The sequence below is a fragment of the Lacticaseibacillus nasuensis JCM 17158 genome (genome assembly GCF_001434705.1).
GTDB lineage: Bacteria > Bacillota > Bacilli > Lactobacillales > Lactobacillaceae > Lacticaseibacillus > Lacticaseibacillus nasuensis.
Window position 1 is genome coordinate 241,477 of sequence record NZ_AZDJ01000001.1, and the last position, 24,558, is coordinate 266,034.

Annotated in this window: 20 protein-coding genes; 18 read left to right on the forward strand and 2 right to left on the reverse strand. The window is 57.4% G+C overall.

The window, feature by feature from the left end:
* Positions 1-23 precede the first annotated feature (23 nt).
* The 17 genes from rseP to dnaJ all read left to right on the forward strand — a co-directional run bounded on the left by rseP (position 24) and on the right by dnaJ (position 22,555).
* Positions 24-1,271, forward strand: a complete 1,248-nt coding sequence (gene rseP, locus FD02_RS01225) for an RIP metalloprotease RseP (protein WP_056949918.1) — start codon at positions 24-26, stop codon at positions 1,269-1,271.
* 413 nt (positions 1,272-1,684) lie between these two features.
* Entirely contained in the window at positions 1,685-3,394 is a 1,710-nt protein-coding gene (locus tag FD02_RS01230) for a proline--tRNA ligase (RefSeq protein WP_054723295.1), read from the forward strand.
* A gap of 99 nt (positions 3,395-3,493) precedes the next feature.
* Positions 3,494-7,831, forward strand: a complete 4,338-nt coding sequence (locus FD02_RS01235; RefSeq protein ID WP_056949919.1) for a PolC-type DNA polymerase III — start codon at positions 3,494-3,496, stop codon at positions 7,829-7,831.
* A gap of 11 nt (positions 7,832-7,842) precedes the next feature.
* Positions 7,843-8,772: a hypothetical protein gene (locus FD02_RS01240; RefSeq protein WP_056949920.1), complete on the forward strand. Its 930-nt coding sequence runs from the start codon at positions 7,843-7,845 to the stop codon at positions 8,770-8,772.
* A gap of 133 nt (positions 8,773-8,905) precedes the next feature.
* Complete coding sequence (rimP, locus tag FD02_RS01245; protein WP_056949921.1) at positions 8,906-9,379, forward strand: ribosome maturation factor RimP; 474 nt, start codon at positions 8,906-8,908, stop codon at positions 9,377-9,379.
* 40 nt (positions 9,380-9,419) lie between these two features.
* Entirely contained in the window at positions 9,420-10,640 is a 1,221-nt protein-coding gene (gene nusA / locus FD02_RS01250; protein ID WP_056949922.1) for a transcription termination factor NusA, read from the forward strand.
* A 3-nt stretch (positions 10,641-10,643) separates the two neighbouring features.
* Positions 10,644-10,943, forward strand: a complete 300-nt coding sequence (gene rnpM / locus FD02_RS01255; protein ID WP_054723297.1) for an RNase P modulator RnpM — start codon at positions 10,644-10,646, stop codon at positions 10,941-10,943.
* Complete coding sequence (locus FD02_RS01260) at positions 10,940-11,242, forward strand: L7Ae/L30e/S12e/Gadd45 family ribosomal protein (protein WP_054723298.1); 303 nt, start codon at positions 10,940-10,942, stop codon at positions 11,240-11,242. Before rnpM ends, FD02_RS01260 begins: the two co-directional genes overlap by 4 nt.
* A gap of 21 nt (positions 11,243-11,263) precedes the next feature.
* Positions 11,264-14,071 (forward strand): translation initiation factor IF-2, encoded by a 2,808-nt coding sequence (gene infB, locus FD02_RS01265; protein ID WP_056949923.1) that lies wholly within the window; start codon positions 11,264-11,266, stop codon positions 14,069-14,071.
* Between the two features lie 48 nt (positions 14,072-14,119).
* The gene (rbfA, locus tag FD02_RS01270; RefSeq protein WP_054723139.1) at positions 14,120-14,467 is read left to right on the forward strand and encodes a 30S ribosome-binding factor RbfA; all 348 of its coding nucleotides are present in this window, start codon (positions 14,120-14,122) and stop codon (positions 14,465-14,467) included.
* Positions 14,468-14,576: 109 nt separating this feature from the next.
* Positions 14,577-15,497 (forward strand): tRNA pseudouridine(55) synthase TruB, encoded by a 921-nt coding sequence (gene truB, locus FD02_RS01275; RefSeq protein WP_056949924.1) that lies wholly within the window; start codon positions 14,577-14,579, stop codon positions 15,495-15,497.
* A complete protein-coding gene (gene ribF / locus FD02_RS01280) occupies positions 15,494-16,438 on the forward strand; it encodes a riboflavin biosynthesis protein RibF (protein WP_056949925.1) in 945 nt (314 codons plus the stop codon). Before truB ends, ribF begins: the two co-directional genes overlap by 4 nt.
* Before the next feature lies 1 nt (position 16,439).
* On the forward strand, positions 16,440-17,588 hold the full coding sequence (hemW, locus tag FD02_RS01285) for a radical SAM family heme chaperone HemW (RefSeq protein WP_056949926.1): 1,149 nt from the start codon (positions 16,440-16,442) through the stop codon (positions 17,586-17,588).
* Between the two features lie 122 nt (positions 17,589-17,710).
* On the forward strand, positions 17,711-18,757 hold the full coding sequence (gene hrcA / locus FD02_RS01290) for a heat-inducible transcriptional repressor HrcA (protein WP_054723140.1): 1,047 nt from the start codon (positions 17,711-17,713) through the stop codon (positions 18,755-18,757).
* Between the two features lie 10 nt (positions 18,758-18,767).
* Positions 18,768-19,343, forward strand: coding sequence for a nucleotide exchange factor GrpE (gene grpE, locus FD02_RS01295; RefSeq protein ID WP_056949927.1), 576 nt, complete (start codon positions 18,768-18,770; stop codon positions 19,341-19,343).
* Between the two features lie 136 nt (positions 19,344-19,479).
* On the forward strand, positions 19,480-21,330 hold the full coding sequence (gene dnaK / locus FD02_RS01300) for a molecular chaperone DnaK (RefSeq protein WP_056949928.1): 1,851 nt from the start codon (positions 19,480-19,482) through the stop codon (positions 21,328-21,330).
* Between the two features lie 79 nt (positions 21,331-21,409).
* A complete protein-coding gene (gene dnaJ, locus FD02_RS01305; protein ID WP_056949929.1) occupies positions 21,410-22,555 on the forward strand; it encodes a molecular chaperone DnaJ in 1,146 nt (381 codons plus the stop codon).
* A 100-nt stretch (positions 22,556-22,655) separates the two neighbouring features.
* Here the strand turns inward: dnaJ and rpsT are convergent, their stop codons facing one another.
* A complete protein-coding gene (gene rpsT, locus FD02_RS01310) occupies positions 22,656-22,907 on the reverse strand; it encodes a 30S ribosomal protein S20 (RefSeq protein WP_054723141.1) in 252 nt (83 codons plus the stop codon).
* Positions 22,908-23,168: 261 nt separating this feature from the next.
* Between rpsT and rpsO the strand changes: the two genes are divergently transcribed.
* Positions 23,169-23,438, forward strand: coding sequence for a 30S ribosomal protein S15 (gene rpsO, locus FD02_RS01315; RefSeq protein ID WP_054723142.1), 270 nt, complete (start codon positions 23,169-23,171; stop codon positions 23,436-23,438).
* 57 nt (positions 23,439-23,495) lie between these two features.
* Here the strand turns inward: rpsO and FD02_RS01320 are convergent, their stop codons facing one another.
* Positions 23,496-24,413 (reverse strand): YitT family protein, encoded by a 918-nt coding sequence (locus tag FD02_RS01320; protein ID WP_056949930.1) that lies wholly within the window; start codon positions 24,411-24,413, stop codon positions 23,496-23,498.
* Between the last annotated feature and the right edge of the window lie 145 nt (positions 24,414-24,558).

Here is a 24,558-nt window from a genome sequence, read left to right on the forward strand (position 1 = left end):
TACTTCATTAAGGAGGTGGCGACATGGCCACAATTATTGCGTTTATCGTGGTATTTTTCGTGCTTGTGCTCGTGCACGAATTCGGCCACTTCATTTTTGCCAAACGCTCCGGCATCTTGGTCCGCGAGTTTTCCATCGGCATGGGCCCCAAGTTGATTGCCACGCGGCGCAATCACACCACCTACACGTTGCGGCTGTTGCCGCTGGGCGGTTATGTCCGCATGGCCGGGTGGCAGGATGAGGACGACGAGATCAAACCCGGCACGCAGTTAGCCATTGAGCTCAACTCGGCCGGCGTCGTCACGCGCATCAACACCAGCGATAAAACGACGCTACAAGGCGGCATTCCCGTGCAAGTCGGCAAGGTCGATTTGACCCACGACTTGGTGATTGAAGGCTACGCCAACGGCAACGAAGACGAGCTGCAACACTGGGCCGTCGATCACGATGCCACGATTATCGAACCGGACGGCACCGAGGTCATCATCGCCCCGGAAGACGTGCAGTTTCAAAACGCCAGCATCTGGAAGCGCCTGCTGGTGAACTTCGCCGGGCCGATGAATAATTTCATCCTCGCGATTCTGGTGTTCATCGGCGTCGGGGCCGTCGCCGGCGTCCAGCAACTCGACACCAATCAAATCGGCCAGATCGTCCAGGCCTCGCCGGCGGCTAAGGCCGGGTTACCCGCCAACGCCACCATCATCAGCGTTAACGGCAAGCAGGTCGCCAGCTTCACGGCCATCGCCAACCAAGTCGGCAAAACGGCGAAGGGCGACGCGGTTCGCTTGCGGTATCGTGCGCCTGGCAGTCAAGCCGTTAAGTCGTTAGCGATTCAGCCGAAGTCCGGCACGATTGGGATTTATCCCAGCATCACGCATAATTTTGGTACCGCGGTGGCATACGGCTTTAGCGAAACCTGGAGCATCGCCACGCGCATTTTCCACGTGCTCGGGCAAATGGTCACCGGCCACTTCTCGTTGAACAAGCTCGCCGGGCCGGTGGGTATCTACACGATGACCAGCCAGGCGGCCAGCGGTGGGGTGATGAGCCTCGTCGTGTTCGCGGCGTACCTCAGCGTCAACTTAGGCGTCATGAACCTGATCCCGATTCCCGTGCTCGATGGCGGCAAGATCCTGCTGAACCTGATCGAGCTCATTCGCCGCAAGCCGCTGTCGCAGGAAAAAGAAGGGCTGGTCACGCTGATTGGCGCCGGCGCCATGGTGCTGTTGATGATTGCCGTGACAATCAATGATATTATGCGGCAGTTTTAGCGGGGTGCTTGCAACTTAATCGTGTTCGCCGGGGCAAGAAACTCCGCGTAAGTCCACCTGAGCACTCGAAGCGCAAAACCCGCGCTTCAAGCACTCAGGCGGCGCTTACGCTCCGCTTCTTAACCGCCCCGGCTCACAACTTAATCGTGTTCGCGAAGGCAGCGGACTGCACGTAGGACCACCTGAGCACCGAAGCACAAAACCCGTGCTTCAGCACTCAGGCGGCGCCTACGCTCCGTCCGCTAACCGCCTTCGCTCACAACTTAATCGTGTTCGCCGGGGCAAGAAGCTACACACAGGACCACCTAGCACTCGAAAGGCAAAGCCCGCCTTTCAAGCACTAGGCGGCGCCTGTGCTCCGCCTCTTAACCGCCCCGGTTCACAACTTACTATCAATTGGAGGCTATTTTTTAATGAAACAATCTCGGTTATTCATTCCCACGACCAAAGAGGTGCCGAACACCGCCGAGGCCAAGTCCCACCAGATGATGTTGCGTTCCGGCTTTATTCGTCAGGTTAGCGCCGGCGTTTACGCTTATTTGCCGCTGGCCACTCGGGTGCTGGAGAAAATTGAAGCCATCATCGATGACGAAATGACCAAGATCGACGCGGTGAAGATGAAGATGCCGACGTTGATTCCCGCTGCGTTGTGGGAGGAGTCCGGGCGCCTGGCCACGTATGGTCCCGAGTTGTTCAAGTTAAAGAATCGCCACGACCGCGAGATGTTGCTGGGCCCGACGCACGAGGAAACCTTCACGGACATGGTGCGCAACCAGCTCACCAGCTACAAGAAGATGCCGCTGGTGTTGTACCAAATCCAAGAAAAATTCCGCGATGAAGACCGGCCTCGTTACGGCTTGTTGCGCGGCCGCGAGTTCATCATGAAAGATGCGTATTCCTTCACCGCCAACGAAGCGGATCTCGATGTCGTGTATCACGACATGGAAAAGGCCTACACCAACATTTTCAACCGGATGGGCCTGAACTTCCGCACCATCATCGGCGACGGCGGGGCGATGGGCGGCAAGGATTCCAAGGAATTCTCCGCCATCGCCGCCATCGGGGAAGACACCATTGTCTACTCGGATCAATCCGACTACGCGGCCAACTTGGAAATGGCCACCAGTGGCTTGACCATCACACCGAGCCACGAGACGCCGGGCGAATTGACGAAAGTTGATACCGGTGACGCTAAGACGATTGAAGAAGTCAGCGCCAAGCTCAACGTGCCGGCCAGCCAGCTAATCAAGGCCGTGTTGTTCATGGCCGATGACGCGCCGGTGTTAGCGCTGGTGCGCGGCGACTTTGAGGTCAATGACGTCAAGCTCAAGAATTTGTTGGGGGCAGATTTTCTCGCCATGGCCACGCCGGAGCAAGTCGAGCAATACATGCACGCGGCCATTGGCAACATCGGGCCGGTTGGCGTCGACGACACCGTGCGCATCATCGCCGACAACACCTTGCGCGGCGCTGTGAACATGGTGGCCGGCGCCAACGCGGCGGCCACGCATTACCAAAACGTGGCCATCGATCGCGACTTCACGCCGGAAACAATGGCCGATATTCGCTTCGTGACCGCCGGCGAGCCAGCGCCGGATGGCAATGGCACCTTGCAGTTCACCAAGGGCATCGAAATCGGCCACATTTTCAAACTGGGCACACGCTACACCAAGATCATGAACGCGAACTTCTTGGATGAAAATGGACGCAACCAGCCGATCATCATGGGTTCTTATGGTATCGGCGTGTCCCGGTTGCTGAGTGCCATTGCCGAGCAGCAAGCCGACGACAACGGGCTGGTGTGGCCGAAGACAATTGCGCCGTTTGACGTGCACGTCATTCCGGTCAACATGAAGCAGGCCGCCCAGGCTGATTTGGCCACGGCCATTACCGAGCAGCTTGAAGCAGCCGGCTACAGCGTTTTGCTGGACGACCGCAAGGAACGCGCAGGGGTCAAGTTTGCCGAAAGCGACCTGATCGGCATTCCGCTACGCGTCACCGTCGGCAAAAAGGCCGAAGATGGTATCGTCGAGGTCAAGCTGCGCAAAACCGGTGAGACGCTAGAGGTCAAACAAGCCGAATTGCCGAATTCACTGGCGATTCTGCGCGATCAACTCGATTAACCGACAACGAGGCGGCACCTGCCGCCTCGTTTTGCGTCTTGTTCACGCTCGGCAATCGGGTTACGATAGACGCAACATGATTCAGAAAGGGTGGCTCACTTGGCACTAAGTAAGGGCGACATGTTTCAAAAATTACTCTCCCAGCTGCAACTGCCGCAAGACGTGGCGGCGTATCCGGGATTTGCTGAAGGCACTGTGGAAACCGTCGTCGCGCACTTGAAATCGCGGCGGTACGATTTCACCATTGGTTTGCCCGACATTTTGCCGGTGCAGATTTTTACGACCTTTTCCCAGCACCTGACGCTGGCCTTCAAGGACATCGCGCAGGTATCGCTGACGATTCAAACCACCGCGCCCCAGGTGACGCAAGGCTTGATCAATGGTTACTGGTCCTATGTGGTGGCGCACGCCGGCATCGACTCGAGTCTGGTGCGTGAAGCCTGCGAGAAACAAACCCCGCAGCTGCAAGGCAGTCGGGTGACGCTCATGGCCGCCAACGAAGTCGTGCAAGGCTTCTTGGTGAAGCAGGGGCTCGGCAAACTCACCGAAGCCTACCAGCGGGTTGGCTTCCCGGATCTCCACCTGGAGGCGCTGGTTGACGCCGCGCAATCCGAGGCCAAGGAAGCGGCGATGCGCGCCAAGCACGCGCAAGAAACTGCCGAGCTGGCCCAGCGCGCCGCCGCGGTGGTGCAAGAGCGCGAACAGGCGCAGCGCAATCATCCGGGCGCCAGCGGGCCGGTTCAACTCGGCCGCGGCTTGAAGCTCGATGAACCCGCGCAGCAAATGAGCAGCATCACCGAAGAGGAACGCTCGGTCATCATCGAAGGCTATGTCTTCAACTACGAGGTGCGCACCTTGCGCTCCAACCGCAAGTTGATGATGCTCAAAATCACCGACTACACCAGCTCGTTTTTGGTGAAAAAATTCTCCAACGGGGCCGAAGACGAGGCGATTTTCGACCAGATTCACGAAGGCATGTGGTTGCGTGTGCGCGGGTCGGTGCAAGAAGATAACTTCTCGCGCGAGCTCACCGTCATGGCCAACGACATTCAAGAAGTGGCGCATCCGGTGAAGCAGGACACGGCCGCCGGCGACAAGCGCATCGAGTTGCACCTGCACACGAACATGTCGCAAATGGATGCCATCACCGGCATCGGGGATTATATTCGGCGCGCCGCCGACTGGGGGCACCCGGCCATCGGCGTGACGGATCACGCCGGCTTGCAGGCGTATCCCGAGGCGCACACCGCCGCGGCCAAGGCCGGCATCAAAATGCTGTACGGCGTGGAAATTAACCTGGTCGATGACGGCTCACCGGTGGCGTTTAACGCCAATCAACCTGTCGACTTGGCCGGCGCCACCTATGTCGTCTTCGACCTGGAAACCACGGGGCTGTCCGCCGTTTACGACAAGATTATCGAAGTTGCGGCGGTGAAGATGCAAGACGGCAAGGTCATCGACTCGTTTGAAGAGCTGATCGACCCTGGTTTTCCTTTGTCCGAATTCACCATTAACCTGACGCACATCACCGACGACATGGTGCACGGTAGCAAAACCGAGGCCACCGTGTTGCAACAGTTCCGTGAATTTAGCGCGGACACGATTCTGGTGGGCCACAACGTCACCTTTGATGTTGGCTTCATGAATGCCGGTTACGACCGGCTCGGCGAAGCGCAGATTGAAAATCCGGTAATCGACACCCTCGAGTTGTCGCGGATGCTGCACCCGGAGCGCAAGAACCACAAGCTCGACACCTTGACCAAGGCCTACAAGATTTCGCTGGACCATCACCACCGGGCCAACGCCGACTCCGAGGCCACGGGGTATTTGTTGTACGCGCTGGCCAAAGAAGCCGCGGCCAAGTACAACATCACGCGACTCGACCAACTCAACAGCCGCATCGGCATGGACTCGGCTTACAAGCAAAGCCGCCCCAGCCACGCGATTGTTTACGCGAAGACGCAAGCGGGGTTGAAGAACTTGTTCAAGCTCGTGTCGCTCAGCAACGTGAAGTATTATTACCGTCTGCCGCGCGTGCCGCGTAGCCAACTGGTAAAGTTGCGCGAAGGTCTGATCGTCGGCTCGGCATGTTCGTCCGGGGAAGTCTTCACCGCGATGATGCAAAAAGGCTATGCCGCCGCTGCCGAAAAGGCGAAGTTCTACGACTACCTCGAGGTGCAACCGCCCGCGGTGTATGCGCCGCTGATTGAAAGCGGCTTGATTCAAGACGACGCCCATTTGCGCGAAATCATCGAGCAGATCGTTAAGATTGGCGCCGCGCAAGACAAGCCGGTGGTGGCCACCGGGGATGCGCATTACCTCGACGAAAATGACGCGATTTACCGCAAGATTTTGATTCACAGCCAGGGCGGGGCCAATCCGTTGAACCGCCATGAGCTGCCTGACGTGCATTTCCGCACCACCGCGGAAATGTTAGACGCCTTTAGTTGGCTTGGGGCCGACGTCGCCGAGCAACTGGTGGTCACCAACACGCACACCGTGGCCGACTGGATCGATGGCGACATCACCCCCGTGAAGGACAAACTCTACACGCCGGAAATTCCCGGCGTTGACGAGCACCTGCGCGAAGACGTGATGCAAACGGCGCACAAGCTTTACGGCGATCCGTTGCCGGCAATCGTGCAGGCGCGGCTGGACAAGGAGCTCAAGTCGATTATCGGCAACGGGTTCTCGGTGATTTATAACATCGCCCAGCAGCTGGTGTTGAAGTCCAACAAGGACGGCTACCTGGTTGGCTCGCGGGGGTCTGTTGGCTCCAGCTTGGCGGCGACGATGTCCGGCATCACGGAGATCAATCCGTTGCCGCCACATTACCGCTGCCCGAACTGCCAGTACTCCCAGTTTTTTACTAAGGGCGAATACGGCTCAGGCTACGACTTACCCGACAAGGCCTGCCCAAAGTGTGGCGCCAATCTACACAAGGACGGCCAAGACATTCCGTTTGAAACCTTCCTGGGCTTCCACGGCGACAAAGTACCCGATATCGACTTGAACTTTTCCGGGGACTACCAGCCAGTGGCGCATAACTACATCAAGGTCCGGTTCGGTGAGGACCACGCGTTTCGCGCCGGCACCATCGCCACCGTCGCCGATAAAACCGCCTATGGTTACGTCAAGGCTTACGAGCGCGACACGGACCAGATGTTCCGCGGCGCTGAAATCGAGCGCCTCGCGCAAGGGGCCACCGGGGTGAAACGCACCACCGGTCAGCACCCGGCGGGCATCTTGATTGTGCCGGCGGATAAGGATATTTACGACTTCACGCCGATTCAATATCCGGCCGACGACATGGGCGCCGCCTGGATGACGACCCACTTTGACTTTCATTCGATTCACGACAACATCTTGAAGATGGATGTCCTGGGGCATGATGACCCGACGATGATCCGCATGTTGCAGGATTTGTCCGGCGTCGAGCCGAAGAGCATTCCCATGGATGACCCCGGCGTGATGTCGCTGTTTTCCAGCCCAGAGGCACTCGGGGTCACCCCCGAGCAAATCAATTCCAAAACCGGGACGCTCGGCGTGCCCGAGTTTGGCACGCGCTTTGTGCGCGGCATGCTGGAGGAAACACACCCAAAGAAGTTCTCCGAGCTGCTGCAGATTTCCGGCTTGTCCCATGGCACCGATGTGTGGTTAGGCAACGCCGAGGAGCTCATCCAAAACGGCACCGTCACCATCAAGGAAGTCATCGGCTGTCGTGACAACATCATGATGGACTTGATTCACTGGGGCATGGACGACTCCATGGCCTTCAACATCATGGAGCACGTGCGCAAGGGCCGCGGTATTCCAGACGAGTGGCAACAAGCCATGCGGGACAACGAAAACGTGCCGGATTGGTACATCGATTCCTGCCTGAAGATCAAGTACATGTTCCCGAAGGCCCACGCCGCGGCGTACGACCTGATGGGGTTGCGCATTGCCTGGTTTAAGGTGTACTACCCGCTGGTGTATTACGCAGCGTACTTTTCCGTGCGGGCCGAAGACTTTGACCTCGTGGCGATGAGCCACGGCAAGGACGCGGTCAAAGCGGCGATGAAGGAAATCACCGACAAGGGGATGGACGCTTCGGCTAAGGAAAAGAGTTTGCTGACGGTGTTAGAGCTGGCCAACGAATGCCTCGAGCGCGGGTTCACCATCAAGATGGTCGACATCGACCATTCAGACGCCCACGACTTCACCATCGTCGACGACCACACGTTGTTAGCACCGTTTCGGGCGGTGCCGGGGTTGGGCGATAACGTCGCCAAGCAAATCATGGCGGCGCGCGAAGAGAAACCATTCTTGTCCAAGCAGGACCTGGCTGATCGTGGCAAGGTGTCGAAGACCTTAATCGACTACCTCACCGACAACCACGTGCTCGACGACTTACCGGACGAAAACCAGCTCTCGTTATTTGAAGGCTTGTTCTAAGAGGATTTGGGATGAAAAAAGGATTAGGTCTCGGGTCGGGTCACGGCTCACAACTTTTTCCAAAAACCAAGGCGCACCAAGCACCGCAGCACCAGTCGGTGAAGCCGGCCCGGCCCGCGCCAAAACCGCAGCCAACAGTCACGGCAAAGCCGCAAGCTGAGCCAACAGCGGCTAAACCTGGCGCCAAGCCAGCACCAACTGCTGCGCCGATTGCCCAAGACAAACCGCGTCCGGCTACTCAGGCTAAGTCCAAGCAGCACCGGTACACGCCGACGCAAATCGTGGTGATGTTGGTGATGTGGTTGCCCATCGTGGCGCTGGTGGGGTTGATCTTTTGGTTCGGCTGGGCCAATCACCAGCCGGCGGCTAAGCCGGCCCGAACCAGCCAGAGCGCCAAGTCGACCCCAGCTAAGGTCACTACCAGTTCGGCGGCGAAGTCGGCGGCATCGGCCAAGCGTCCCCAAGCCAAGCAGTCTTCGGCGGCAAACTCGGCGCAACATACCATTGCCGTGAGCCAACTGTGGGCGGTGGGGGTGGACACCACAAGCAGTGAGGCGTCGGCGATTATGGGCAAACCCAACAGCACCGGGGTGGCGACGCAAAGCGACGGGTCAAAAACTGTGACTCGGACCTGGCACGCGCGGGTAACCGGTTATGCCAGCACTGATGTGGCGGTGACCTATCGCGCCGATCGCGTCGTAATGGTGACGGCAGTTCTCAAACAAGCCACGCCAAAATATGCGAGCGTCAAAGCCGTGACCGCCGTGCGAGAGGGGCAATTCGTTTACGCGGTGTTCAATCACGTCGGGTTCCCGTTGCGCTACATTCGCCTCACTGGCAAAACCGGCGAGCAGGTCACGTTGTACTACCCAGTTGCCGCCAAGCAAACCTACATGATCCAATTAGTGGCTGGCCGGGTAACCGCCGTGACCAAGGTCTGAACGCGCGTTGCGTTGCGCTGGCATCAGTGGTATAGTAAGCCTATGAATTAAGTCGGCCGTCGGGGAGTGAGCAGAAATGCTCACTCTTTTTCTTGGAGTTGGTCGAACAACGCAGTCAAAAGGGGGGAAAAGATTGAGTACGGTAGTCGAAACAGTCACAGACATGGTGCAACCGATTCTGGCAGCGCACGACTTTTACCTGAGCGACATCGAGTTCGTGAAGGAAGGCGGCGGCTGGTACCTGCGGGTGTACATCGATAAGCCCGGGGGCATTTCGCTGAACGAGTGCGTGATGGTCAGTGAGGCCTTGTCCGAAAAACTGGACGCAGCGGACCCAGATCCGATTCCACAGGCCTATTTTCTCGAGGTGTCCAGCTCCGGTGCGGAACGGCCATTACGCCAAGAAGCGGATTACGAAGCGGCCATCGGTCAGTACATTCACATCTCGCTGTTCAAGAAGCAAGACGGGCAGAAGGTGTTTGAAGGCACCTTGGCCGCGCTGACGCCAACCACGCTGACCTTGGCCATCAAGGACAAGACGCGCACACACAGCGTCGAGTTCGAGCGGCAGGCCATTGCCAATGCGCGCTTAGCCATCGAATTTTAATTCGTGGTGGGTCACAACTTAATAAAGAAGAGGAATGCACATGTCTAAAGAAATGATTGAAGCCTTAGACGCGCTTGAGCGGGAAAAAGGCGTCAAGAAGGAAGTCGTCATCGAAGCGCTGGAAGCAGCCTTGGAGTCGGCCTACAAGCGCAACTACAACCAAGCGCAAAACGTTGAAGTCCAATTCGACCAAGAAAAAGGCGACATCCACGTGTTTGCGGTGAAGGAAGTCACGGAGCAAGTCTTCGACTCCCGGCTGGAAGTGAGCTTAAAGGATGCCTTGGCCTTGAATCGCGCCTATGAAATCGGCGACGAGATTCGCTTCGAGGTCACCCCGAAGGACTTTGGCCGCATCGCGGCGCAAACGGCCAAGCAGGTCATCATGCAGCGCGTGCGCGAGGCGGAACGCGCCATCGTGTACGACGAGTACTCCCAATACGAGAACGAAATCATGATGGGCGAAGTCGAGCGGCGCGATAACAAGTTTATCTACGTCAACCTCGGCAAGATCGAAGCCGTTTTGGGCCGCCAGGATCAAATGCCTAACGAGCACTACGAACCGCATGACAAGATCAAGGTGTTTGTGTCCAAGGTCGAAAACACCAGCAAGGGCCCGCAAGTCTTCGTGTCGCGGACGAATCCTGGATTGGTCAAGCGTCTGTTTGAACAAGAAGTCCCGGAAATCTATGATGGGGTGGTCGAAATTGCGGGGATTGCCCGTGAAGCCGGCGATCGCACCAAGATTGCCGTACGCTCGACCAATGCCAACGTCGATGCGGTCGGTACCGCCGTTGGGCCGAAGGGGTCCCGCGTCCAGAAAGTCGTCAACGAGTTATCCGGCGAAAACATGGATGTCGTGCAATGGGAAGAAGACCCGGTGGATTATATCGCCAACGCCTTGAACCCGGCGCAAGTCATCGCCGTGCAGTTCAACGACGAAGACAACGACCGCTCCTGCACGGTGATCGTCCCAGATTACCAGCTGTCCTTGGCCATTGGGAAAAAGGGGCAAAACGCCCGGCTCGCGGCCAAGCTTACCGGCTATAAAATCGACATCAAGCCAGAGTCTGAAGTCGAATTCGTCGACGATGACGAGCTGGAAGAAGCCGACGAAGCCGTGCTAGGCGACGAAGCAGCAGACGATACCGCAGCTGACGCGGCAACGCCAGAAGCGGCAGCACCGACTGAGGATGCCGATGAAGCTGCTGATTCGGCTGCGCCTGCCGAGCAACCCACCACACCGGATGCCACGGAGGAATAAGCCGTGAAACAACGAAAGATTCCAATGCGCAAGGATTTATTGACCGGGGAGATGCATCCCAAAAAGGAAATGGTGCGGATCGTCAAGAATGCCGATGACACCGTGGCTATCGACCCGACCGGTAAGGCGGCAGGGCGCGGCGCTTATGTGGCGCTGGACCCGGCTGCGGTGAAGCAGGCTAAAGGCAAGGGCATCATCGAAAAGGCGTTTAGCCTGAAGGTGCCAGCCGAGTTTTACGACGAGCTGTTTGCCTATGTCGATCACCAAAAGGCCCGCCAAGAACTGTTTGGGCAGAAGCAATGACGCCAATTCAGCAAGCCGAGCAATTGCTTGGCCTCGCCCGGCGTGCCGGCAAGTTGACGACCGGTGAGGGGTTTGTCCTCACCGCGATCCGCGACGGTAGCGCTAAGCTAGTCATGTTGGCCAGCGATACGGCGAAAAATACAACCAAAACAATCAGTGATAAAAGTAGCTTTTATGAGGTGCCGCTGTCCACGGCCCTCACCCGCGACCAACTGTCCAACGCCATCGGAGCGTTGCGGTCGGTGGTCGCGGTAACCGATTCGGGCTTCGCCAAGAAGCTCATAAAGCTGCTCACCTAATCTAAATGGGAGCGTGATGATATGGGCAAAAAACGAGTCTATGAATTTGCCAAGGAACTCAATGTCACCAGTAAGGAAGTCCTGGCGGTCGCCAAGGACCAAGGCATCAAGTTTAAAAACCACATGGCGTCGATTGACGACGCGCAAATGACAACAATCCAACAGGCGATGAAGAAGCGTGCTGGCGCCAAGCCAGCCGCTAAATCCGCTGCGAAACCTGCCGCCAAGGCCGTGAGTGAAACAAAGCCGGCTACCAAGCCAGCAACCGCAGCTAAGGCTGCAGAACCTGCTAAGGCTGCAGAACCGACAAAGCCAGCAGAACCTGCTAAGGCCGAAACCAAGCCTGCCGAACCGGCCAAGGCCGAAGCTAAGCCGACGGAGCCGGCTAAGGACTTAAAGCCAGGCACGCATCACACGGTGCAAAAAACCGCGGACGGTAAGACGAAGATCAGTAAGTCTGCGATTCGCCGGCCGCACAACACGCAGGCGCCAGGCAATCGCCGCCCTGGAACGCAAGGCCAAAACCGCACCAACGGCGGCCAAGCGCGGCCCGGTCAGCAGCGGTCTGGTCAACAGCGCAGTAGCCAACCGCGGGCAGAGGGTAATCGGACCGATTCCCGTAATAACAATCGCGGCAATGGCCGCTTCGAGCGTCGCAATTCGCTCGGCAACGTGGGTCCGGCCCCGATGCCACGCGCAGGTCGGCGGACGCAAGCCAATGGTAATCCGCGGCCAGTTGCTGGCAATGATGACAAGTTCATCCAGGAGTTGAAGGCGAAGCAGCAGCGCAAGGAAGAACGCGCCGCAGCGCCCCGTCCGGCGGTCCAAAAGCCGGTCGCTAAGCCAGCTGCGCCGGCCCCGACGCCGAGTCGAGCCACGCCGGCAGCGGCGAAACCAGCTGCTTCTGCGAATGCCTCCAGTCGCCGGCGCAACACACCGAACAGCAATCAATTCGGGAACAGCCGCTACGGGACTGGCAGTCGGTTTAATAACCGGCGCAACAAGAAGAACCGCCGGCAACAACAAAGTCAGCCGAAAAAGGAAATGCCGCAGCGCAAGGAGCGTCCATTGCCAGATAAACTGATCTATACGGTCGGGATGAATGCCCAGGATCTGGGTAAAATCTTGCACCGCGAGCCAGCCGAAATCATCAAGAAGCTCTTCATGCTTGGCATCATGGTGAACCAGAACCAAAGTCTCGACAAGGATACCATCGAATTGGTTGCGACCGATTATGGCATCGATGCCGAGGAAAAAGTCGAACAAGATATTGCCGATATCGATACGCTTTACGAAGCAGAAACCGGCAATACGGAGCACCTTGCCCCACGGCCGCCAGTTGTGACCATCATGGGCCACGTTGACCACGGGAAGACGACGCTGTTGGATAAGCTGCGTCACACGCACGTAACTGAAGGCGAAGCCGGTGGGATTACCCAGCACATCGGGGCCTACCAGGTGCGCTTGAACGACCGCTTGATCACCTTCCTGGATACGCCAGGGCATGCGGCCTTTACCAACATGCGGGCGCGTGGTGCGGACATCACCGACATCATCATTTTGGTCGTTGCGGCCGATGATGGCGTAATGCCACAGACCATCGAAGCGATCAACCACGCCAAGGCAGCCAATGCGCCGATCATCGTCGCAGTCAACAAAATTGATAAGCCAGGCGCCAACCCGAACCACGTCATGGAGCAATTGGCGGAATACCAACTGATTCCAGAAGCATGGGGCGGCGAGACGATTTTCGTCGAGATTTCGGCCAAGTTTGGCAAGAATATCGACGAACTCTTGGAAATGATTTTGTTGGAAGCCGACGTCCTCGAACTCAAGGCCAACCCTGAGCAAAAGGCGATTGGGACCGTCATCGAAGCCCGGTTGGACAAGGGCCGCGGCCCTGTCACCACCGTGTTGGTGCAACAAGGAACGCTGCGGGTCGGCGATCCAATCGTGGTCGGCAATACCTTCGGCCGCGTGCGGACGATGACCAACGATCGCGGCCGGCGGGTCAAGGAGGCCAAGCCTTCTGCGCCAGTCGAAATTACCGGCTTGAACGACGTGCCACAATCCGCCGATAAGTTTGTCGTCTTTGACGATGAAAAATCTGCGCGTGCGGCCGGTGAAGAACGCGCCAAGCGGGCCTTGGACAAGGAACGTCAGCAGACCAATCACGTGACGCTGGACAACTTGTTTGAAACGATGAAGGAAGGTCAACTCAAAGAAGTTGACGTCATCATCAAGGCTGACGTGCAAGGCTCCGTTGAAGCCTTGGCTAACTCGCTGAACAAGATTGAAGTCGAAGGCGTGCGGGTCAACATCATTCACCAAGCCGTTGGGGCCATCAACGAAAGTGACGTCACGCTGGCCAGCGCCAGCAACGCGATCATTATCGGCTTCAACGTTCGGCCAACGGCGCAAGCCAAGCAACAAGCCGACGCCGAGAATGTGGACATTCGCCTGCACCGCGTCATTTACAAGGCGATTGAAGAAATCGAAAGCGCGATGAAGGGGATGCTCGAGCCGACCTATGAAGAAAAGGTCACCGGCTCCATCACCGTTCGCGAAACGATTCCGGTTTCCAAGATTGGGACCGTGGTCGGCGGCTTCGTCGACACCGGCTTCATCACCCGCGACAGCAAGGTCCGCTTGATTCGCGATGGCATCGTCATTCACGAAGGCGAGCTGGGTTCCCTGCGGCGCTTCAAGGATGACGTCAAGGAAGTCCGTCAAGGCTTTGAACTTGGTTTGACCATCGAAGGCTACAACGACATCAAGGTCGACGATCAAATCGAGGCCTACCAAATGGAAGAAGTGCCAGTCAAATAAGACGTGTTCGCTGGCCCTGGTGGCGAGCAGGCACAGTTGGAGGCAATCATGAAACATCGCATTGGTCGGGTAGAAACCCAACTGCAACGCGAAATCGACGACATCTTGTTGAAAGATGTCAACGACCCGCGGACCAAGGGTGTGACCATTACCGGCGTGAAGTTGACCGGTGACTTGCAACAAGCCACGGCTTACTTCAGCATTTTAAGCGATGACCCCAAGGCCATCGCCGACACGCAAGCCGGGTTGGACAAAGCAACGGGCATGATTCGTCGCGAAGTGGGGCAGCGCATCAAGCTGTTCAAAACACCCGAGTTACAGTTTAAGCAAGACCAGTCCGTTCAGTATGGCGCACACATCGACCAGCTCTTGGCCGACATGCGCAAGCAGGACTAGCATTAGCGCGGCGATTCGCCGCGCTTTTTTGTTGCCGAAAATCTGGCCTGCGAGGCTGCAGGCAAAACGGTATAATAACTAGGTTAAGACTGCAGAAACGGAGACCACCATGGAGTTAGATGGCATTTTACCCGTATATAAACCCGTCGGCATTACCAGTGCCGGCGTCGTCAGCCAAGTGCGCCGCTTGTTGCACATGCGCAAGGTTGGCCATTCTGGTACCCTCGATCCCAATGTCGATGGCGTCTTGCCCATTGCCCTGGGCGCGGCAACCAAGGCGGTGCCGGCGCTGATGAGCCTCGGCAAAACTTACACCGGTGAAGTGACGTTGGGTTTTGCCACGGAAACTGAAGACCTTGACGGCGCTGAGGTGGCGCGGCAAGCGTTGGCTGAACCATTCTCCGAAGCGGCGTTACTGGCCGGCATGCAACAGCTCACCGGCACGATCACCCAGGTGCCGCCGATGTACTCGGCGGTGAAGGTCAACGGCCGGCGCCTGTACGAATACGCGCGTAATGGCGAAACCGTCGAGCGCCCCAGCCGCACAGCCACGGTGTACGAGTTTGTGCCCACGGCGGCCAGTCAATTCGATGTCGAAAGTGGCACGCAGCGGCTGCAGTTTTCCGCGACGGTGTCCAAGGGGACCTACATCCGCACGCTGGCCGTCGACCTCGGGCGCGTGCTCGGGGTGCCGGCGGTAATGAGCCAGCTGACGCGGGTGGCCAGCGGGGGCTTCACCTTGGCCGACACGCTGGATTTACGCGACCTCACGCCGACCACCGCGCCGGCTGCCGTGCTCGCCCATTTGCGGCCGATTGAGGCGGCGTATCCGGACTTGCCGCTCGTCGCGCTCACAGACGCGCAATGGGCGCAGGTACAAAATGGCGTCGGCCTCACGTTGCCGACCACGGTCCCACAGGTCGGGTTGTGTGAGCAAGGGACTTTAAAGGCCATCTATGCGCGACAAGGCGAGCTGTATCGTCCGGCCGTGATGTTCTTAGCTAATCAAGGAGTGACACGTAACTCATGAAAGTAATCGATATTCAACCCCCGTTGCAAGCCAGTCAAGTGTCCCAGCAGCCCATCGTGTTGGCGCTGGGGTTCTTCGATGGCGTTCACCGTGGCCACCAGCAAGTCCTGGCAGCCGCGCGCCAGGCCGCTGACGCCCGCGGATTGCAGCTGGCGGCGATGACCTTTGACGTGCATCCTGCCGTCATTTACCGCCACGTGCCGGCTGCCTCGGTGAAATATTTGACGACCCCTGCGCGCAAGGCCGAATTGATGGCGCAGTTTGGAGTCGATCTCCTGTACATTGTGCACTTTACGCCGGCGTTTGCCGCGCTGTCCCCGCAGGCCTTTGTCGATGATTACTTGGTGGGCCTCAACGCCGCGGTGGTGACGGCTGGGTTCGATTACACCTATGGCAAACGCGCCGTGGCCAACATGGATACGTTGCCGCAATACGCCAAGGGCCGCTTTGAGATTATCACGGTGCCGGCGCTGACGGCTGCCGAGGGCAAGGTGTCCTCCAGTCATATTCGCGCCGCCTTGGACGCCGGCGACATCGATGCGGCCAACGCCGACCTCGGGTATCGCTACCGCACCACCGGGATCGTGGTGCACGGCGAGGCGCGTGGGCGGACCCTTGGGTTTCGCACCGCCAATATCGACACCCCAAGCGCCGAGCGGCTGCCGGGCATCGGGATCTACGCCGTCCGCATGCTGGTGAATGGTCAGTGGGTCGACGGCATGGCCTCGGTGGGACGCAACGTGACGTTTGGGGCGAATCGGCCGGTGACGCTGGAAATCAACCTGTTTGATTTTGACGCGGACATTTATGGGGCGGCGGTGGTCGTCGAATGGTATCACTACCTGCGCGGCGAGGTTAAATTCGCCGGTGCGCAGGCCCTGGTCGCCCAGCTGCACCGCGATCAGGCCAATTCGCAGGCGTACTTTAAGGAGCTGAGCTAACATGGCCGGAGCCTATGTGCATATTCCGTTTTGTAGCCATATTTGTTACTACTGCGATTTTAATAAGGTGTTTATCGATGGCCAGCCGGTGGATGAATACGTCGACCGGCTGATTCAAGAGATGCACATGGTGATGGCCGCCCACCCCGACGAGCCGATTGAAACGGTGTACATTGGCGGCGGCACGCCCACGGCGCTGAGCGCCGCGCAGCTTGACCGCTTGTGCCAAGGCATCCGCCGCGAGCTCAACTTTACCAGCGGCGAATTTACCGTCGAGGCCAATCCAAATGATCTGCTGGGCACCGACAAGTTGGCCGCGTTGAAGGCCAATGGGGTGACCCGCTTGTCCATCGGCGTGCAGTCATTTGACGACGAGATTCTCAAGCGCATCGGCCGCACGCATACGGTGGCCGATGTGTTGGCCGCCATAAAAAATGCGCGCGCCGCCGGGTTTGATAATCTATCCATCGACCTGATTTTCCGCCTGCCAGGGCAAAGTCGCGACAAGTTTCTGGATAGCCTGCACCAGGCGCTGGCCTTAGATCTACCGCATTATTCGACGTACTCGCTGATTCTCGAGCGCAAGACGGTGTTTTATAACATGATGCGCCAAGGCCGATTGCACCTGCCTAGCCAAGACGTCGAAGCCGACATGTACCAAGACGCCATCGACTTGATGGCGGCTAATGGCCGCCAGCAATACGAGATCTCTAACTTTGCCGTGCCGGGTTACGAGTGTCGCCACAACTTGTTGTATTGGCAAAACGCGCATTATTTTGGCTTCGGCGCCGGCGCGTTCGGCTATATCGGGCGCGACCGCTACCACAACTTTGGGCCGATTCAACAATACTTGCAGCCCCTGCGTGAAGGTCACGTGCCGGTGATCGAGCATCACCTGGTGCCGCTGACGGAACAAATGGAGGAAGAGCTGTTTCTCGGCTTGCGCACCAACGCCGGCGTGAGCCGTCAGCGGTTCAAACAGCGCTATGCGTTGACGCTCGACCAAGTCTATGGGCCGGTGGTGCGTCAGTTGGTGGCGCGCGGGTTGTTAGCCGACGACGGCGAGCACCTGACGCTCACCGAGCAAGGCAAGCAATTGGGCAACGAGGTGTTTGAAGAATTTCTGATTACTGAACCGTTGGTAGACTAGGTCCTCCGCCCGATTATTAGCAACCACGTATTGACTTTGCTAATGGTCGTTGGTATATTAAATAGTGTTGTTAGCACTCAAGAATTAAGAGTGCTAAAATTGCGCAGTGAGGAGGTGGCATCATGCTCACAAAGCGCCAGCTACTCATTTTAAAAGAGATCATTCGCTCGTATACCGAGTCCGGCACGCCGGTTGGCTCGAAGTCGTTGATGGCGTCGCTGCCGGTGCATGTTAGCTCCGCCACCATCCGCAACGACATGGCTGCCTTGGAAGAGGCGGGACTGATTCAAAAAACCCATAGTTCCTCCGGGCGGGTGCCGTCGACGAAGGGGTATCGGTATTACCTCGATCACCTAGTGGAACCCGCTGCTGCAACGCCGTTTGAGATTCAGGCGATTCAGCAAGGCTTCGGTGGGCATTTCTACAAGATCGACGAAATCGTCGCGCAAAGTGCGCGCATCTTGTCGAACCTAACGAATTACACCGCGTTTAGTCTCGGGCCGGAACTCGCCAACATTAAGCTCACCGGGTTTCGCCTGGTGCCGCTGGGCAACCGGCAGGTGATGGCGATTCTGGTCACCAACAACGGCAACGTCGAGAATCAGCTGTTCACCTTACCGCCTGGCGTCGCCTCCGACGAGGTGGAAAAGGCGATTCGCATCGTTAACGACCAACTCGTCGGCTTGACGCTACCGGAAGTTGCCAAGAAGTTAAACACCGATGTGCCACCGATGCTGTTCAAATACATGGATAGCCCGGATGGGTTCTTGGACATCTTCGGCAACGTGTTGCGGCAAGCGGCCTCGGAGCGGTTTTACGTCGGTGGGCGGCTGAATCTGATGGATTATCTGGATGATTCAGACGTTGCGCGACTCAAGCGGATCTTTTCCTTGATCGACGACGACAACGGCGACATTAACCGGCTGTTAGGGCCGGTGGCCGGGACGCCAGACGTTAAGGTGCGGCTGGGGGATGAGTTGACCCCCGAGGTGCTCGGCGACCTCAGCGTAATCACCGCCAGTTATTCCGTGGGCGACCACGGTACCGGCATGATTGCCTTGCTGGGCCCGACCCAAATGCCGTATTCGAAAATGATTGGCTTGCTGGAGGCGTTCAGGCAGGAACTGGCGAAGCGCCTGACCGACTACTACAACCATTTTGATGGATAGGAGGAACACCATGGCAAAAAAACCTGAACCAAAGGCCACGGCAGAAACGCCGGCACCTGAGGAACCATCCTTGAAAGAGGAGATTCAAGCGGAAATGGCTGCCGACCTCGACGAAGAGGTCAAGCGTAGTGACGTCGACGTCGCCGCCTTGCAAAAAGAGCGCGACGACTTCGAGGACAAATATTTGCGCGCCGCCGCGGAAATTAGCAACATGAACAATCGCTTCAAAAAAGAGCGCGCCGACTTGTTGAAGTACGATGGGCAGCGGCTCGCCACGGCGGTGTTGCCGGTGATGGATAACCTGGAGCGGGCCTTGGCTGCCGATGCCGGCGACGATAACGGGGCGGCGTTGAAGAAAGGCGTCGAAATGGTGTTGAGCCACCTCGAAACCGCCTTGAAGGACAACGCCGTCACGGAGATTGCCATCGCAAAGCAGGCTAAGTTCGACCCGACGTTGCACCAGGCTGTCCAAACCGTCGCGGCGGATAAGGATCACCCGAAGGATACCGTCGTCCAGGTGCTCCAAAAAGGCTACGAAATGAAAGGGCGCGTGTTGCGCCCGGCCATGGTGGTTGTCGCCAACTAATTTGAGATTAAATCACTAGGGTGTGCGGCGCAGAGAGCCGCCAACGTGACGGCATGACTGGTCACGTCGTCACGTTGGCGGGTTACCCGCTGCCGGCGCACACGCTGACACTACAGGATAGAAGGTAGGTATAACAATGAGTAAAGTTATTGGGATCGACTTAGGGACCACCAACTCCGCGGTTGCGGTGCTCGAAGGTGGCGAACCGAAGATCATCACGAACCCGGAAGGCAACCGCACTACGCCATCCGTTGTTGCGTTTAAAGACGGTGAGATTCAAGTCGGGGAAGTGGCCAAGCGGCAAGCAATCACGAACCCGGACACGATTTCCTCCATCAAGCGCCACATGGGTGAAGCCGGCTACACCGTGAAGGTCGGCGACAAGTCTTACACCCCGCAAGAAATCAGCGCGATGATTCTGCAGTACATCAAGAAGTTCGCCGAAGATTACCTTGGCGAACCGGTCACCGATGCGGTTGTGACCGTGCCGGCGTACTTCAACGACTCCCAGCGCCAGGCGACTAAGGATGCCGGTAAGATTGCGGGCTTGAACGTTTCTCGGATCGTCAACGAACCAACCGCGTCTGCCTTGGCGTATGGCCTGGACAAGGAAGACAAGGACGAAAAGGTCCTCGTCTATGACTTAGGCGGTGGGACGTTTGATGTGTCCATCCTGCAGCTTGGCGATGGTGTCTTTGAAGTGCTGTCCACCAACGGCGATACTCACCTCGGCGGGGATGATTTTGATAACAAGATCATCGACTGGCTGGTCAGCGAATTCAAGGCGGAAAATGGGATTGACTTATCCCAAGACAAGATGGCCATGCAACGCCTAAAGGATGCGGCCGAAAAGGCGAAGAAGGATTTGTCCGGTGTTAGCCAGACACAGATTTCCTTGCCATTTATTTCCGCTGGTGCCAATGGGCCGCTGCACTTGGAGCGCACGTTGACCAAGGCGAAGTTTGACCAAATGACCACCGACTTGGTGGAAAAGACCAAGGTGCCGGTTGACAACGCGTTGAAGGATGCCGGTCTGACCAATGCCGACATCGACAAGGTCATCTTAAACGGTGGTTCCACCCGGATTCCGGCCGTGCAAGAAGCCGTTAAGAACTGGACGGGCAAGGAGCCTGACCACAGCATCAACCCTGACGAAGCCGTTGCCTTGGGCGCTGCCGTTCAAGGCGGGGTCATTTCCGGTGACGTCAAGGACGTTGTGTTGCTCGATGTCACCCCGTTGTCCTTGGGGATTGAAACCATGGGCGGCGTGTTCACCAAGTTGATCGACCGCAACACCACCATCCCGACTTCCAAGAGCCAAGTCTTCTCGACGGCTGCGGACAATCAGCCTGCCGTTGACATTCATGTGCTGCAAGGCGAACGCCCAATGGCCGCGGATAACAAGACGCTTGGTCGCTTCCAGCTGACGGACATTCCGCCTGCACCACGTGGCGTGCCGCAAATCGAAGTCAAGTTTGACATCGATAAGAACGGCATCGTTCAGGTTTCCGCTAAGGATATGGGCACCGGCAAGTCTCAAAACATCACCATCAAGTCTTCCAGCGGCCTGTCCGATGAAGAAATCGATCGGATGATGAAGGAAGCCAAGGAAAACGAAGAGGCCGACAAGAAGCGCAAGGAAGAAGTCGACTTGAAGAACGACGTCGACCAGTTGATCTTCCAAACCGACAAGACCTTGAAGGACCTTAAGGGTAAGGTTTCCGATGATGAGATCAAGAAGGCGCAAGATGCCGAAGACGCCTTGAAGAAGGCGCAACAAGAAAACAACCTCGAGGACATGAAGACCAAGCGCGACGACTTGAACAAGATCGTGCAAGACCTCACCGTGAAGTTGTACGAACAGGCGCAAAAAGAGCAACAAGCAGCCGGCGCGACGGACCAGGCTAAGCCTGCTGATGGCGACGCCAAGTCTGATGACGACGGCACCATCGACGGTGAATACAAGGACGTTAACGACAAGAAGTAACCCGGAAGAAGTCGAAGCCCCGCGGCTTTGGCTTTTTTCATGAAACATGTTATCCTGTGATGGCACGAGGGAGGCAACAATGGCAGACAAAGATTACTATGACATTCTGGGGGTCGACAGAAACGCCGACGACGCCGCGATTAAAAAGGCGTTTCGGCAGTTATCCAAGAAGTATCACCCAGATATCAACCATGCGCCCGGCGCCGAGCAGAAGTTCAAGGACATCAACGAGGCCTACCAGGTGCTCTCCGATCCGCAAAAGCGTGCGGCGTATGATCAATATGGTTCCGCCGATGGCCCGCAAGGCTTCGGTGGCGCCGGTGGCCAAGGCTTCTCCGGGTTCAGTGGCGGCGGGGGTCAAGGCTTCGGGTTCGACGACATCTTCAGCCAATTCTTCGGCGGCGGTCAACAACAAACGGCGTCTTCGCCGCGGCAAGGGGCCGACTTGCAATACCGCATGGATTTGAGCTTTAAAGAAGCCGTGTTCGGCAAGGATACCAAGATCTCTTACGATCGCTCCGCGCAGTGTCACACCTGTGGCGGATCCGGGGCCAAGCCCGGCACCAGCCCGGTGACCTGCTCGAAGTGTCACGGCAGTGGCTACATCCAGGTGCAGCGCAACACGCCGCTTGGGGCCATGATGACCCGCGAAGTCTGCGATGTCTGCAACGGCACCGGTAAGGAAATCAAGGAAAAGTGCCCGACCTGCCATGGCACGGGCCACGAAAACGAGCGCCACACCATCGACGTCAAGGTGCCAGCCGGCGTCGAGGATGGCCAGCAAATGCGCCTGCGTGAGGCCGGGGAAGCCGGCACCAACGGCGGCCCTTACGGTGATTTATACATCGTCTTCCGCGTGGCGGCCAGCGACAAGTTCCAGCGTGACGGCGCGACGATTTACCTGAAGATTCCGATTAGCTTCGCCCAAGCCGCCTTAGGGGACCAAATCAAGGTTGACACGGTGCACGGGCCAGTTGAGTTAAAGATTCCGGCAGGCACGCAAACCGACGCGAAGTTCCGCCTGCGCGGCAAAGGGGCGCCGCGGCTACAAGGCAACGGGGTTGGCGACCAAATCGTCACGGTCACCGTCCAGACGCCAAAGAGCCTGAACCAAAAGCAGCGCGATGCCTTGATGCAATTCGCCGCCGCTAGTGGTGAAGACGTGACGCCGCACGAAGGCAGCCTGTTCGACAAGGTCAAAGATGCCTTTAACAAGGGTAAGTAACGACGAAAAACCCGAAACCGCATTTGCGGTTTCGGGTTTTTGCGTACTCAGGATTGGGCCAAAAAAAAATCCCTCGCCAGAGGTGAGGGAGGTGGGACCTTTACTTGAGCAAAGCAGCAAGACGGCTCTTGTCGCGGCCAGCCTTGTTCTTGTGCAGCAAGCCTTTAGTCTCGGCCATGTCGAGGGCGCGGGATGCGTCTTTCAACAAGTCGGCGGCGTTGTCCGCGTTAGCGGCAGCAGCTACCTTGTACTTCTTGACGGCAGTGCGCAAAGCACTGAGTTGAGAAGCGTTGCGTTGACGGGCGGCCTCTTGGGTCTTGACCCGCTTGATCGCAGATTTAATTTGTGGCATGTGGTTTCACCTCCGCAAAATAGCGTTAATTGAAGAACTAGATTTCGTTTCAACGTTGTTGATTATACCGGAGCCCCGGGGTGAATGCAATAAAAAGTTGTAAAGGAAAAGTGCTTGATAGGCAAATGTTGCCGGACCGGCTTGCATTTTCGTGTTCGTTCCGGTAATCTAGTCAAGTACCACAGAACCCATTGCTTAGTCTTGCGGTTCACCGCGCATTACTCAGCCTTGGGCAATAATCAGAGAAGGGTGGAAATCACAATGGCGATTTCTCAAGAACAAAAGAACGAAATTATCAAGAAGTATGCACGGCACGACGGCGACACGGGCTCCGCTGAAGTCCAAATCGCGGTTTTGACCGCCGACATCCTCGCGCTGAACGACCACTTGGCCGTGCACAAGAAGGATCATCATTCCTACGTTGGCCTGATGAAGAAGATCGGTCATCGCCGTAACCTGCTGGCTTACCTGCGTAAGGAAGACATCCAGCGTTACCGCGAACTGATCAAGAGTCTTGGTCTGCGTCGTTAATCCACGAATAAGCAAAATCGCCTTGGTGCATTGCACCAAGGCGATTTTTTCGTGCAACTAATCGGTTGGGTGGGGCTGGCCTTGCGCGGCGCGCTTGGCCTCTTGCTGGTCGGAGGTGAGAAATTCGCCGACGACATCTACCGTGTTCAAGATATCGATGAAAGCGGCGTGGTCGGCGCCCAGCGTGGCCTGCGTCAAATCGTACAGCTCGTAGCGCGTGATCACGATCATCAGCGTCGTGTTGGCGCGCCCGAGGTAGCCGCCGCGGCTGGGCAACACGGTGATGCCACGAATCAGCCGGCCACGCACGGCGGCAATCACGGCGTCGGGGTGTTCCGTGACCACCATTGCGGTGATTTTTTGGTTGGAGGTGTGAATCGTGTCGACCACGCGGGTCATGCAGTAAATCGAGATGATCGTGTACAGCGCACTTTCCCACTGAATCCCGAAGCCGGCGACGAGGATGATGCCCAAGTTGATGATGAACATCAAGGCGCCGACGGTTTGCCGCGTGGTCTTGGCCAGGTACATCGACAAGATGTCTAAGCCACCGGTGGAAAACCCGAAGCGCAGCGCGATGCCGACGCCTGCGCCGGTGAGCACGCCGCCGAAAATCGCGTTCATCAGCGGATTGGTGGACAAGGCGTGGACGGGCAACACAATGGCCAAGGCCGACACCAAAAACATGGTGATGAAGCTATAAATGGCAAAGCTGCGGCCAAGCTTGTGCCAAGCGAGGTACGCCAGCGGCAAATTCAACAAGAGGTTGAACCAACCGGTGAGGTCTTGATGGGCGACGCCGGCCTGCTGGAGGAACAGCGAGATCAGCTGGGCCACCCCGGTTGCCCCGGATTGAAACACTTTGGCCGGCGTCAGGAAGAAGTTCAAGGCGATCGCGGTGATCAAGCCTGCCGCCAAGGTCACGGCTAATTTACGTAGGGTATCGTGTTGGGTGTATGTCGTTAGCTTTGCCAAAATGTTGCCTCCAATCGGGTCTATTCAGTAGATTACGCGCGCAGGCTGTGAGAGACAATACCCAATCGTGCGCGTGTCGGTGGGGGCTAGACTCGTGTTTGTCGCCGGTAGACACGGTGCCGAATTCGCGGCACCGAATCTGGGC

Bases quoted from the DNA above. Each gene is read 5' to 3' on its own strand.
- infB (WP_056949923.1), top strand. From the start codon at position 11,264: ATGGGCAAAAAACGAGTCTATGAATTTGCCAAGGAACTCAATGTCACC.
- nusA (WP_056949922.1), top strand. From the start codon at position 9,420: ATGTCTAAAGAAATGATTGAAGCCTTAGACGCGCTTGAGCGGGAAAAA.
- rseP (WP_056949918.1), top strand. From the start codon at position 24: ATGGCCACAATTATTGCGTTTATCGTGGTATTTTTCGTGCTTGTGCTC.
- dnaK (WP_056949928.1), top strand. From the start codon at position 19,480: ATGAGTAAAGTTATTGGGATCGACTTAGGGACCACCAACTCCGCGGTT.
- grpE (WP_056949927.1), top strand. From the start codon at position 18,768: ATGGCAAAAAAACCTGAACCAAAGGCCACGGCAGAAACGCCGGCACCT.
- rpsO (WP_054723142.1), top strand. From the start codon at position 23,169: ATGGCGATTTCTCAAGAACAAAAGAACGAAATTATCAAGAAGTATGCA.
- hrcA (WP_054723140.1), top strand. From the start codon at position 17,711: ATGCTCACAAAGCGCCAGCTACTCATTTTAAAAGAGATCATTCGCTCG.
- hemW (WP_056949926.1), top strand. From the start codon at position 16,440: ATGGCCGGAGCCTATGTGCATATTCCGTTTTGTAGCCATATTTGTTAC.
- rpsT (WP_054723141.1), bottom strand. From the start codon at position 22,907: ATGCCACAAATTAAATCTGCGATCAAGCGGGTCAAGACCCAAGAGGCC.
- rbfA (WP_054723139.1), top strand. From the start codon at position 14,120: ATGAAACATCGCATTGGTCGGGTAGAAACCCAACTGCAACGCGAAATC.
- dnaJ (WP_056949929.1), top strand. From the start codon at position 21,410: ATGGCAGACAAAGATTACTATGACATTCTGGGGGTCGACAGAAACGCC.
- ribF (WP_056949925.1), top strand. From the start codon at position 15,494: ATGAAAGTAATCGATATTCAACCCCCGTTGCAAGCCAGTCAAGTGTCC.
- FD02_RS01240 (WP_056949920.1), top strand. From the start codon at position 7,843: ATGAAAAAAGGATTAGGTCTCGGGTCGGGTCACGGCTCACAACTTTTT.
- truB (WP_056949924.1), top strand. From the start codon at position 14,577: ATGGAGTTAGATGGCATTTTACCCGTATATAAACCCGTCGGCATTACC.
- FD02_RS01230 (WP_054723295.1), top strand. From the start codon at position 1,685: ATGAAACAATCTCGGTTATTCATTCCCACGACCAAAGAGGTGCCGAAC.
- FD02_RS01260 (WP_054723298.1), top strand. From the start codon at position 10,940: ATGACGCCAATTCAGCAAGCCGAGCAATTGCTTGGCCTCGCCCGGCGT.